Origin of the sequence: Psychromonas algicola, assembly GCF_004378355.1 — a bacterium.
Lineage (GTDB): Bacteria > Pseudomonadota > Gammaproteobacteria > Enterobacterales > Psychromonadaceae > Psychromonas.
This window is the reverse complement of the sequence record NZ_SNUB01000049.1, coordinates 1-12,829: the sequence shown is the minus strand read 5'-3', so window position 1 is coordinate 12,829 and position 12,829 is coordinate 1. Positions and strand designations below refer to the sequence as shown.

Annotated in this window: 14 protein-coding genes; all 14 read right to left on the bottom strand. The window is 37.7% G+C overall.

Going from position 1 to position 12,829, the window contains the following annotated elements; genetic code table 11:
* Positions 1-157: 157 nt before the first annotated feature.
* Positions 158-577 carry a F0F1 ATP synthase subunit epsilon gene (locus E2R67_RS15910; protein ID WP_134291935.1) on the bottom strand — a complete coding sequence of 140 codons (420 nt, stop codon included), beginning with the start codon at positions 575-577 and terminating at the stop codon, positions 158-160.
* Positions 578-592: 15 nt separating this feature from the next.
* Positions 593-1,990: a F0F1 ATP synthase subunit beta gene (gene atpD, locus E2R67_RS15905; RefSeq protein ID WP_134291934.1), complete on the bottom strand. Its 1,398-nt coding sequence runs from the start codon at positions 1,988-1,990 to the stop codon at positions 593-595.
* Between the two features lie 30 nt (positions 1,991-2,020).
* Positions 2,021-2,887 (bottom strand): F0F1 ATP synthase subunit gamma, encoded by an 867-nt coding sequence (atpG, locus tag E2R67_RS15900; RefSeq protein ID WP_134291933.1) that lies wholly within the window; start codon positions 2,885-2,887, stop codon positions 2,021-2,023.
* 48 nt (positions 2,888-2,935) lie between these two features.
* Positions 2,936-4,477 carry a F0F1 ATP synthase subunit alpha gene (gene atpA / locus E2R67_RS15895; RefSeq protein ID WP_134291932.1) on the bottom strand — a complete coding sequence of 514 codons (1,542 nt, stop codon included), beginning with the start codon at positions 4,475-4,477 and terminating at the stop codon, positions 2,936-2,938.
* A gap of 12 nt (positions 4,478-4,489) precedes the next feature.
* A complete protein-coding gene (gene atpH, locus E2R67_RS15890; protein ID WP_134291931.1) occupies positions 4,490-5,023 on the bottom strand; it encodes a F0F1 ATP synthase subunit delta in 534 nt (177 codons plus the stop codon).
* Positions 5,024-5,035: 12 nt separating this feature from the next.
* Positions 5,036-5,506 (bottom strand): F0F1 ATP synthase subunit B, encoded by a 471-nt coding sequence (gene atpF / locus E2R67_RS15885; RefSeq protein WP_134291930.1) that lies wholly within the window; start codon positions 5,504-5,506, stop codon positions 5,036-5,038.
* Between the two features lie 41 nt (positions 5,507-5,547).
* Positions 5,548-5,805, bottom strand: a complete 258-nt coding sequence (gene atpE, locus E2R67_RS15880; RefSeq protein WP_025565310.1) for a F0F1 ATP synthase subunit C — start codon at positions 5,803-5,805, stop codon at positions 5,548-5,550.
* An 84-nt stretch (positions 5,806-5,889) separates the two neighbouring features.
* A complete protein-coding gene (atpB, locus tag E2R67_RS15875; protein ID WP_134291929.1) occupies positions 5,890-6,687 on the bottom strand; it encodes a F0F1 ATP synthase subunit A in 798 nt (265 codons plus the stop codon).
* Entirely contained in the window at positions 6,680-7,081 is a 402-nt protein-coding gene (locus E2R67_RS15870; protein WP_134291928.1) for an ATP synthase subunit I, read from the bottom strand. Before E2R67_RS15870 ends, atpB begins: the two co-directional genes overlap by 8 nt.
* Before the next feature lie 228 nt (positions 7,082-7,309).
* Positions 7,310-8,218 (bottom strand): ParB/RepB/Spo0J family partition protein, encoded by a 909-nt coding sequence (locus tag E2R67_RS15865; protein ID WP_134291927.1) that lies wholly within the window; start codon positions 8,216-8,218, stop codon positions 7,310-7,312.
* A 1-nt stretch (position 8,219) separates the two neighbouring features.
* Complete coding sequence (locus E2R67_RS15860; protein WP_134291926.1) at positions 8,220-9,014, bottom strand: ParA family protein; 795 nt, start codon at positions 9,012-9,014, stop codon at positions 8,220-8,222.
* A 29-nt stretch (positions 9,015-9,043) separates the two neighbouring features.
* Positions 9,044-9,670 (bottom strand): 16S rRNA (guanine(527)-N(7))-methyltransferase RsmG, encoded by a 627-nt coding sequence (gene rsmG / locus E2R67_RS15855; RefSeq protein ID WP_134291925.1) that lies wholly within the window; start codon positions 9,668-9,670, stop codon positions 9,044-9,046.
* Positions 9,670-11,559, bottom strand: a complete 1,890-nt coding sequence (gene mnmG, locus E2R67_RS15850; RefSeq protein ID WP_134291924.1) for a tRNA uridine-5-carboxymethylaminomethyl(34) synthesis enzyme MnmG — start codon at positions 11,557-11,559, stop codon at positions 9,670-9,672. Before mnmG ends, rsmG begins: the two co-directional genes overlap by 1 nt.
* A 369-nt stretch (positions 11,560-11,928) precedes the next feature.
* Entirely contained in the window at positions 11,929-12,387 is a 459-nt protein-coding gene (gene mioC / locus E2R67_RS15845) for an FMN-binding protein MioC (RefSeq protein ID WP_134291923.1), read from the bottom strand.
* Between the last annotated feature and the right edge of the window lie 442 nt (positions 12,388-12,829).

The window sequence follows — 12,829 nt, the reverse complement described above, 5'->3', positions numbered from 1 at the left end:
ATTTGTTTTGCCTGAACGGCGAGAGAGAAGTTACCCAAGAATGGTTAAAGCGAGACCCAAAAGATACGCAGAAAGAAAAGGTAAAAAAATGCCCATCAGTTCTTAACTGACAGGCATTAGACCCGAAGGTCGCCTTTTTAATACGAAAGTTTAATATTTACTTACGAGTTAACTTAATAGCACGTAACTGTGCAACTGCTTGCGCAAGCTGAGCGGTTACAAGTGCAAAGTCAACATCCTTATTAGGATTTGACATTTTTGCTTCAGCAGCGCGTTTTGCTTCTTCTGCTTTCGCTTGGTCAAGATCTTGACCGCGAATTGCAGTATCTGCTAACACTGTTACGCCACCTGGCTGTACTTCAAGAAAACCGCCTGAAATATAAATGACTTCTTCGCTACCATCTTGCTTAACCAACTGCACCATTCCTGGTTTGATTGGTGTAAGTAATGGCGTGTGGCCATGCATAATGCCTAGCTCACCTTCTTGACCAGATACCGACAAGTGTGAAACAAGCCCTGAGAACAGAGATTTTTCAGCACTTACAACATCTAAATTTGTGGTCATTGCTTTAGCCATAGTAACCTCCAGCTGTTACATTTTTTTAGCGTTTTCGACAGCTTCTTCAATTGCACCTACGTATAGGAACGCTTGCTCAGGAATGTCGTCGTAATCACCAGCGATTAAACCTTTAAAGCCAGCTAATGTGTCTTTAAGTGGTACATAAATACCTGGTTCACCAGTAAATACTTCAGCTACGTGGTAAGGCTGAGTAAGGAACTTCTCAACTTTACGAGCACGAGATACAATTTGCTTATCTTCTTCAGAAAGCTCATCCATACCAAGAATTGCGATGATATCTTTTAGCTCTTTATAACGCTGTAAGATGCCTTGTACGCCACGTGCTACGTCATAGTGCTCTTGACCTACAACTAATGGGTCAAGTTGACGAGAAGTTGAATCTAACGGGTCAATCGCTGGGTATAGACCCATAGATGCGATATTACGGTTAAGTACAACTGTTGCGTCTAAGTGAGCAAAGGTTGTTGCAGGCGATGGATCCGTTAAATCATCCGCAGGTACGTATACCGCTTGGATAGAAGTAATCGAACCGACTTTAGTAGAGGTAATACGCTCTTGTAAAACACCCATTTCTTCAGCAAGTGTTGGTTGGTAACCAACGGCTGAAGGCATACGGCCTAGTAGAGCTGATACTTCAGTTCCGGCTAGTGTATAACGGTAGATGTTATCGATGAATAGTAAAACGTCTTTACCTTCATCACGGAAACGTTCAGCCATTGTTAAGCCAGTTAGGGCAACACGTAAACGGTTTCCTGGTGGCTCATTCATTTGACCGTAAACCATTGCTACTTTTGATAATTCAGGATTTTCAACGTTTACAACGCCAGCTTCCTGCATTTCATGGTAGAAATCGTTACCTTCACGAGTACGCTCACCAACACCAGCAAAAACAGACAAACCTGAATGTTTAAGTGCGATGTTATTGATAAGCTCCATCATGTTTACTGTTTTACCAACACCTGCACCACCGAATAGACCGATTTTACCACCTTTAGCGAATGGGCAGATTAAGTCGATAACTTTAATACCAACTTCTAGGGTTTCTGTTGATGCAGACTGCTCTTCATAAGAAGGCGCAGCACGATGAATTTCATAATGCTCTGTAGCAGGAACTTCACCACATTCATCAATCGGCTCACCCAATACATTCATAATACGGCCTAATGTAGCCGTACCAACAGGTACTGTGATTGCATGTTTAGTATCAGTAACTTCTAAACCACGACTTAAACCTTCAGAAGCACCCATAGCGATACAACGTACAACGCCGCCGCCAATTTGTTGCTGCACTTCCATTGTAAGGTTTTTCTCAGTCACGATCAGTGCACTGTATATATTCGGTACGCTTTCTTGTGGAAATTCAACATCCACAACAGCACCGATAATCTGTACGATTTTACCTGAACTCATTTCTGATCCTCTAAAATCTTATATTTAAAATTATACCGCAGCCGCACCACCACAAATCTCAGAAAGCTCCTGAGTAATTGCAGCTTGACGTGCTTTATTGGCAACAAGTTGTAAATCATCAATTAAGTCACTTGCGTTATCAGTTGCAGCTTTCATTGCAACCATACGTGAAACTTGTTCACACGCTAAGTTTTCTACTACCGCTTGATACACTTGAGATTCAACATAACGAACGAGTAATGAATCTAAAATATCTTTAGCATCACCTTCGTAAATGTAGTCCCAGTGTTTGGTAGCGACTTCTTCATCACCTTCTGCTTTTGGCAGTGGTAATAACTGACTAATTGTAGGGTCTTGTACCATGGTACTAATGAATTTATTGTTCACTATGTATAAGCGATCAAGTTGTCCTGCATCGTAAGCATCTAACATTACTTTTACCGAACCGATCAAATCATCGATTTCAGGTGCATCACCCAGAGACGTAGCTCGAGCAACGATGTTAGCGCCTATACCACCAAAGAAACCTGCTGCTTTAGAACCGACAACGGCTAAATCAACTTCAACACCAGCTTCGCTGTGTGCTTGCATTTCTTTGATAACCGGTTTAAACAAATTAATGTTTAAACCTCCACATAAACCACGATCACTTGAAATGACAATATAACCAACACGCTTAATTTCTCTTTCTTCGAGATAAGGGTGGTGGTATTCCAAGTTACCTAGTGCGATATGACCGATCACTTTGCGCATAGTAGTTGCGTACGAAAGGCTACCTTCCATGCGCTGTTGCGCACGACGCATCTTAGATGCAGCTACCATTTCCATCGCACCAGTGATCTTTTGAGTGTTTTTTACACTCGCGATCTTATTTCTAATTTCTTTATCGCCGGCCATTTCTAACTCCTAATTAATGCTTAACTAACGACTTTCGTCGCTAATTAATTACCAGGTTTGCGTCGCAACGAAAGATTCCAAGATAGACTTGAATTGTCCTTCGATTTCTTTGCTGTAATCACCAGTTTCATTAATTTGAGCATAGAACTCAGCATGCTCATTTTTAGCGTAAGAGATTAATGACGCTTCAAAGTCTAGGACTTTTTCAACATCGACATCATTTAAGAAGCCTTTCTCTGCAGCAAATAGTGATAACGCTTGTTCAGTCACTGACATTGGAGCATATTGTTTCTGCTTCATTAATTCAGTTACTTTTTTACCATGGTCAAGCTGTTTACGAGTTGCTTCATCTAAATCTGATGCAAACTGTGCAAACGCCGCTAATTCACGGTATTGCGCTAGCGCGGTACGGATACCACCTGAAAGCTTTTTAATCACTTTACACTGAGCAGCACCACCAACACGTGATACAGAGATACCTGGATCAACAGCTGGACGTACACCATTATTAAATAGTTCAGTCGTTAAGAATATCTGACCATCAGTAATAGAAATTACGTTAGTTGGTACGAATGCAGATACATCGCCCGCTTGTGTTTCGATGATTGGTAATGCTGTTAATGAACCAGTTTTACCTTTCACTTCACCTTTAGTGAATGTCTCAACGTAGTGCTCGCTTACACGAGAAGCTCGCTCTAGAAGACGTGAGTGAAGGTAGAAAACGTCACCAGGGTATGCTTCACGGCCAGGTGGACGTTTAAGCAATAGTGAAATTTGACGGTAAGCAACAGCTTGCTTAGAAAGGTCATCATATACAATCAGTGCATCTTCACCGCGATCACGGAAGTATTCACCCATTGAACAACCAGCATATGGTGCTAGGTATTGTAGTGCAGCTGCTTCAGAAGCAGAGGCAACAACAACGATAGTGTTTTCTAATGCGCCGTGCTCTTCAAGTTTACGTACCACGTTAGCAATTGTTGATGCCTTTTGGCCAATCGCTACATAGATTGAGTATAAACCTGTTGATTTTTGGTTAATGATTGCATCGATTGCAATAGCAGTTTTACCTACTTGACGGTCACCGATGATAAGTTCACGTTGACCACGACCGATTGGAATCATTGAATCGATTGATTTCCAACCTGTTTGTACAGGTTGATCAACTGATTTACGATCGATTACACCAGGTGCAATTACTTCAATAGGAGAGAAACCATCGTTTTCGATAGGTCCTTTTCCATCAATCGGCTCACCCATAGTGTTTACAACACGACCAAGAAGACCTTTACCTACTGGTACTTCAAGAATACGACCAGTTGATTTTACCTTTTCACCTTCTTTAAGGTCACGGTAAGGTCCCATTACAACAGCACCTACCGAGTCACGCTCAAGGTTAAGTGCCATAGCAAAGCTACCATTTGGTAGTTCGATCATCTCACCTTGCATACATTCAGCAAGGCCGTTGATGCGAATAATACCATCGCTTACAGAAACGATTGTACCTTCATTTCGCGCTTCGCTTACCGCTTCGAATTTTCCAATTCGTTGCTTGATAAGATCGCTAATTTCAGTGGAATTCAGTTGCATGCTAACTTCCCATTATGATTGTAAAGTATGTGATAAACGAGTTAGTTGACCGCTAGCAGTGCTATCAATCACTAAATCACCTGCAGTAATTACCATTCCGGCAATTAAAGTCTTATCAATACTACAATTTAGGTTTACTTTTCGTGCGAGACGTTTTTCTAGCGATTTACTCAACTCATTTTGCTGTGTTTTAGTAAGAGCATAAGCAGAGACAACATCAGCGTCGACCTCTTTATTGTACTCAGTTTCTAATTCAGCAAAAAGCTGGGCAACGCGAGGCAAAACACTCAAACGTCCATTTTCAGCTAATACTTTAATAAAGTTTTGACCATTCTCATCGAGTTGATCAGCGCAGATATTAAGGAATAATTCAGCTAACTCTTGTGGTGCTTTATCGCGAGTTAATATTTTTGCCATCGTTGCATCTTGTGCAACTTCTGTAACAAAAGACAACATCGTAGACCAAGCATCGATATTGTTATTACTCACTGCAAATTCAAAAGCGGCTCTTGCATAAGGACGAGCTACAGTAGTCAATTCAGACATAACTTCGCTCCCTTATAGTTCAGCAACTAATTTATTAATAATGTCGCTATTCGCTTCTTTATCAATAGAACGCTTAATGATTTTCTCAGCACCCGCAATAGCTAACGTAGCAACTTGTTGACGTAACTCTTCACGAGCACGGTTACGTTCAGCTTCAACTTCCGCTTCACCTTGAGCAATAATTTTATTACGCTCAATTTCAGCTTCACCTTTAGCTTCTTCAACAATTTGTGTACGACGCTTATTAGCTTGATCGATAATCTCTGCCGCTTGTGCTTTAGCTTCTTTCAGCTTTTCAGCTGCTTTAGCTTGCGCAAGTTCAAGATCTTTTCCTGCACGCTCAGCTTGTGTTAAACCATCAGCAATTTTCTTTTGACGCGTTTCAATTGCATCTAAAAGTGGTGGCCACACGTACTTCATGCAGAACCAAACAAATATCGCAAATGCGATAGCTTGGCCAATTAGGGTTGCATTAATATTCATAACAGCTCCTTAGTAATTATAAAGTTAATTAGGATCCGTTATTAGCCCGCTAGTTGAGCTACAAATGGGTTTGCAAATGTGAAGAATAATGCAATACCAACACCGATCATTGCGATTGCATCGATAAGACCTGCAACGATGAACATTTTAACTTGTAGCATAGGTGCCATTTCAGGTTGACGTGCAGCACCTTCTAGGAATTTACCACCTAAAATACCAAAACCGATAGCTGTACCAGCAGCACCTAGACCAATTAGAAGTGCTACAGCGATTGCAGTAAAACCTAATACTGTTTCCATGAAAATTCTCCAAATAAAATAAATTGTTTTATGTTTAAAAAGTAATTACTTAAAAAGTAAAAATTAATGTCATACCTAACTTTATTAATGATCTTCGTGCGCCATACTCAAGTATACGATGGTTAACATCATGAATATGAAAGCTTGTAGAACAATAATTAAAATATGGAATACGGCCCACGGGAAATAAAGTGGTAGTTGCCAGTAACCCAGTAATGCTATCAAGATAAAGATTAATTCACCGGCATATAAATTTCCGAATAAACGTAAACCTAATGAAACAGGTTTCGCTAATAGCGTTACAGCTTCAAGTAGGAAGTTTACAGGAATAAATGCCCAATGATTAAACGGTTGCATAGTCAGCTCTTTAACGAACCCACCAAAACCTTTTACTTTGACAGTGTAATAAATGATTAAAGCGAAAACACTTAATGACATACCAAGCGTAACGTTTAAATCAGTAGTAGGTACAACTTTAAGATAATCAACTCCAGCAAGTTTCGCCGCGTGAGGTATAAAATCAACAGGGACTAAATCCATTAGGTTCATTAAGAAAACCCAAACAAAAATAGTCAATGCTAAAGGTGCGATCAAAGCATTTTTGCCATGAAACGTATCTTTTACATTCTCATCTACAAAATCAATCACCATTTCAATGAAACACTGTAACTTACCAGGTACACCTACTGTTGATTTTTTTGCAACACTACGAAACAACCAAAGAAATAATACACCGAGACCTACTGCTACCAGTAAAGAATCGACGTGAAAAGTCCAAAATCCAGCATCATGAGCATTCCAACCACCATCAACACTCCACGTAAGGTTTGTTAAATGATGTTGGATATAGCTTGATGATGTTTCTTCTACATGACTAGACATGTTTTATCCCATCGTTGTTATAAAAAAAGAAAGGTGCTAACCACTGCGATAATACAAGTAGTACAAATGAAATATAAAACGCGGTAAGTACCAACGGTATATATTTCAAGAAAACCACAAACAAAATAACAGTTAAAAATAGTTTGATAGCCTCTCCTGCGTAAAACCCCCTAAGTACTTTCTTAGTTTGTCTAGCGCCTGCATGTGCAAAAGCCATCAAAACAAAAACAATATTAGGAAGCAAAAAAGTGACTCCTCCTGCTAAAGCTGAGTAACCAGATTTAACTGAAAAAAACACTGTTGAAATCAATGCTATTGTTAATACAATTAACAATTGAAAAACCATCAATTTCAGCCCTGATTTCTGACTTTTTTTTGCTAGTTTATCAACCACTTGATTCCCTTAAACTTTTGAATATGTGACATTAAAGCATCATTAATCCGCTACTTTATTGACCCAGATTAAAACATCCGCCGAATTATACCGACAAAAAATGTCAATGCAATTGATGCAACTGAAGCAATCGGGCAGGAAATCATCTTTTTATTAACAATAAATATGACAAATAGATAAATAATCTAATTCAATTAAAAATAAACAGCTTAAAATAATAATTTATACTTAGTTATTTTCGATTAATGTGATCAATGCATCTAAATCTTTCACAGAAGCGTAATCTATAACCAATTTACCCGCACCATTTTTAGTGTTTTTAGCTGTGACTTTAAATCCGAATTTATTTTCTAAAACTGTTACAAATGACTCAGTTTTTGCACAATATGGAGGATTTTCTTTTTCTTTTTTGGGAGTTTGAGACTGTTTGACTAACTTCTCGGTTTCTCTAACGGTTAATGCTTTACTAACCACAATTTTTGCAAGCTCTGATTGCAATTCTCCATTGCAAACTAATAAAGCACGAGCGTGCCCCATCTCAATATCTCCATGCTCTAATAATATTTGAACATCGTTATTAAGATTATTAAGGCGCAGTAAATTACTCACCGCTGTACGTGACTTACCTACCGCTTTTGCGACTTCTTGGTGGGTCAGTTCAAATTCATCAACAATGCGTTTAAGCGCGATTGCTTCTTCCATCGCATTTAGATTTTCACGTTGAATATTTTCTATTAGCGCAATCGCAATTGCAGCATCATCTTCAACGTTTTTAATCAAACAGGGGATGTAATCTAAACCAACTATTTTTGCGGCACGCCAACGACGTTCACCAGCAATAATTTCATATTTTTGATGTCCGATCTCACGAACAACAATAGGTTGAATAATACCTTGAGCATGAATGGAATTAGCTAATTCTTGTAATGCTTCAGAAGACATATCTCTTCGAGGTTGATATTTACCAACTTGAAGTTGGTTAACGTGAATGTCTGCAAGTGCTCCTTGTTCATTATCAACAAGTTGCTGCGTTTTTTCTGCAGAAATATCATGAGAAACTTGTTTGTTACGTGTAACAGTACTGCTACTTAATAATGAATCAAGTCCCTTACCTAAACCTCTTTTTTTACTTACCATATTAAATAACTTCCTGATCGCTGGTAATAATTTGTTCTTCTCGTCTTAACATTTCACCGGCTAGCGATAAATAAGCTTTTGAACCCGTTGAAAGTTTATCGTAATACATTACAGGCTTACCAAAACTAGGCGCTTCAGCAAGACGAATATTACGAGGAATGATGGTGCGATAAACTTTATCACCAAAATGCTTTTTAAGTTGATCAGAAACATCCATTGATAATCTGTTTCTAGGGTCATACATAGTACGTAAAATCCCTTCAACTTTCAGATCTTCATTAACCACAGAAACAAGTTTACTAATTGTATCTATTAATGCAGTTAACCCTTCTAATGCATAGTATTCACATTGCATAGGTACTAATACTGAATCAGCCGCAGTCATTGCATTAACAGTTAACATATTTAGAGAAGGAGGGCAGTCGATAAAGATATAATCATACTGATCTTTAACGCCTTCTAATGCGGCTCTTAAACGTGTTTCACGAGAAAATAAATTCATTAACTTAACTTCAGCAGCAGTCACATCACTATTAGCAGCAACTAAATGAAAGCCGCCACTTGTTTCTGTTACAACCACTTCGGATAGCGGTAATTCATCAATTAAGAGATCATATGCGGTATGAGCAACTTCATATTTATCAACTCCGCTTCCCATGGTTGCGTTACCTTGGGGATCGAGATCGATAATAAGAACTTTGCGTTTTGTTGCAGCCATAGAGGCAGCTAAATTAATACAGGTCGTTGTTTTACCAACGCCCCCTTTTTGATTTGCAATTGCTATTATTTTACCCACAAACACCTACCTCGTTATACTGGAGTTAATTACGATACACGCTTAACTTTCACTAAACAGCGTTCACCATCTAATTGTGGGACTTGTAAGGTAACAGACTCAATAAATTTGAATTTAGAATCTAAATTAAGTATCTCAGATTCAGGATATTGCCCTTTAAGAGCTAAAAAATGCCCATCTTCATTTGGTAAATGGTGACACCAAGATAACATATCTTCTAATGAAGCAAAGGCACGGCTTAATACACAATCAAACCCTATTTCAGGTTTATATTCTTCAACACGACTTTGAACAATTTCAACGTTTTTAAGTCCTAAACTTAATATAGCTTGGCGAATAAAACGTAAACGCTTCCCTAAACTATCTAATAGTACGAAATGTTTATCTGGATTTAAAATCGCTAATGGTAACCCAGGTAAACCAGGGCCAGTCCCAACATCAATGAAGCTATTTCCCTCTAAATGAGGAGATACAACTATACTGTCCATGATATGTTTGACAAGCATTTGTGATGGATCTCGGACAGATGTCAGGTTATAAGCTTTATTCCACTTTACCAATAATTCAACTAATTGAACCAATTGTGAAGCTTGCTCATTAGTAATATTTAAATCAGTTTGCGCTAAAAGTCCATCTAATTCAGATCGTAAACTCATTAACCCGCCTTACGACGAACGCCGCTTTTCTTTAAATGTATCAATAGAATAGAAATAGCAGCAGGTGTAATTCCAGAAACTCTTGATGCTTGACCAATGCTTTCAGGTTTAAGTTCATTTAACTTAGCAGTCACTTCATTAGATAACCCTTTGATCTCAGAATAATCGAGATCAACAGGTAAAGACGTGTTTTCATGACGTTTTAACTTTTCAATTTCATCTAACTGACGATCAATATAACCTTGATATTTAATTCTAATTTCAACTTGTTCAGCAGCAATAGGATCACTAATAGCAGGACCTAAACCTTCAACCTTCATAAGCGATTCATAACTTACTTCAGGACGTCGAATCATTGCTTCTAATGTACTTTCACGCATCATTGGTTTTTTCAATAATTCATTAATTTTATCTGCATTAATAGAATTAGGATTGATCCATTGATTTTTTAAACGTTGGCATTCCGTTTCAACAAGTTCTTGTTTTTTACTATAAGCTTCCCAGCGGAAGTCATCAACTAAACCAAGTTCTCTGCCTTTTTCTGTTAAACGTGTATCGGCATTGTCTTCACGAAGCAATAAACGATATTCAGCACGACTCGTAAACATACGATAAGGTTCTTTTGTACCTAATGTAGATAAATCATCAACGAGTACGCCCATATATGCTTGATCACGACGAGGACTCCACCCTTCTTTATCTTGTACTTGTAAGCCTGCATTCATACCTGCTAATAAACCTTGAGCGCCAGCTTCTTCATAACCTGTAGTACCATTGATTTGACCAGCAAAAAATAAACCATCAATATATTTACTTTCTAACGTTGACTTAAGGTCTCGTGGATCAAAATAATCATATTCAATGGCATAACCAGGACGAGTAACAAAAGCATTCTCAAATCCTTTCATAGATTGAATAAATTGAAGCTGTACATCAAAAGGCAGACTGGTAGATATCCCGTTCGGATAAACTTCGTGTGTTGTTAAACCTTCAGGTTCAACAAAGATCTGATGTGAATTTTTATCTGCAAAACGCATGATTTTATCTTCAATAGAAGGGCAATAGCGTGGCCCAACACCTTCGATAACACCAGAATACATAGGGCTACGATCTAAGTTAGCTCGGATAATGTCATGGGTTTTTTCATTGGTATGCGTAATATAACAAGGAATTTGACGAGGATGTTCACTACGACTTCCTAAGAAAGAAAAAACAGGCGTAGGATCGTCACCATGTTGAACTTCTAAAGCTGAAAAATCGATACTACGTGCATCAATACGAGCAGGAGTCCCCGTTTTTAAACGTCCCATACGTAAAGGCATTTCTTTTAAACGATCAGATAAAGTAATTGAAGCAGGATCGCCAGCACGACCGCCACTGTAGTTTTTCATTCCAATATGGATCAAACCATTTAAGAAAGTACCTACTGTTAAAACAACAGTTTTAGCCGAGAAACGTACGCCCATCTTAGTTATAACACCAACAACGCGATCATTTTCAATAATAAGATCTTCAACTTCTTGTTGGAATATTTTTAAATTTTCTTGGTTTTCTAGTTTTTCACGAATAGCCGCTTTATATAAAAGACGATCAGCCTGTGCTCGGGTAGCTCGAACAGCTGGGCCTTTACTTGAATTAAGTGTTCTAAATTGAATACCACCTTTATCGATTGCAGATGCCATTAAACCACCTAGTGCATCGATCTCTTTAACAAGATGTCCTTTACCAATCCCACCAATGGCAGGGTTACATGACATTTGACCTAAAGTTTCAATGTTATGAGTTAGTAATAGCGTTTTTAACCCCATTCTAGCAGGTGCAGCAGCGGCTTCGGTTCCTGCGTGGCCACCGCCTATAACGATAACGTCAAATTGTTCATGGTAAATCATAATATTCCAAATACAGCTTTATAAAATTAAAAATGGATTTTACCCTTTTAAAAAATAAAGGAAAGGAACAAGACCCAATTTAGAAAAACAATAGTATTAGTATTATATATAGATCTTTAAAGATCTTTTATTACTATACTTATTAAGTAATTGAATTTCTGTGCAAAACACATTTAAACGGTTAAAGATCAGGATCTTAAAAGAGATCCGATCGTGTGCATAATAAGGGATCTTGTTGAGATCAATTTGCGTATAGAATCATCACTTATCAACAACCCAATTTATGCACATTGTTATAAGGTGATTACTCCAAAGTAATTCAATACTTATAAATGATTTATGCACAGAAACTTGTGGGTAACTTAGAAATTAAATAGCTAAATTACTTAGATCTTTTATCCATAATGGGATCCAGTCGACTAAACGATCTTCAGGAATAGGGGAATTAACGACATCTATATTAAAAACATCACCTAATCTTGTTGCTTCTTTCTCTAGTAGTAACTCATCGAAGCGTTTTGCAGCAAAACAAAAAGTATCGTAATTAGAGTCACCAATACCAATTAAGCCAAAAGATAATTTAGATAAACTGCCTGTCGTTTGTTTGATTTGCTCAACAAAGGCTTTAAAGTTTTCTGGATAATCACCAGCACCATGCGTAGACAAACAAATTAACCATATTTGCTCATCTTCAATAGATAGTGAATTTAAATCTGGATTGAAATGAATAGTAGAAGTCATACCAACCTCTTCTAAATAAGGTTGAATCGCTTCTGCAACATATTCTGTTCCACCTAAAGTACTACCAACTAAAATTTCAATATTCATTAAATTGTTTACTCTCTATATATAGATAAAAATAACGTTACAAAAATAAAAAACATTATAACTGGATATAATCACTAATATCGTTAGAAATTAGTATGAAAAAAGCACACTTTGTTCGCTAAATAATCATTCAGATTAATTTTGATAAAAAACGTAAATAAACGCTTGCCAATGTGATCTCAATCCCTATAATGCGACCCCACAGACACAGCAGCTAACGCAAGTTACTGTTACCGTCTGAGAACAAAACTAAAGACGTAAGTGATTATTTAGAAAGATGTTTATCTCAATAAATAAAAAAGCAAAAAGACTTTGACTTTGTTCGAAAGGCGCGTAGTATACGCCGCCTAGCCGAAAGGCACGCTCTTTAACAATTTAATCAAACAATCTGTGTGAGCACTTATTGTTGATGTGATTTCAAAAAAATCAAAGTCCTACTTGT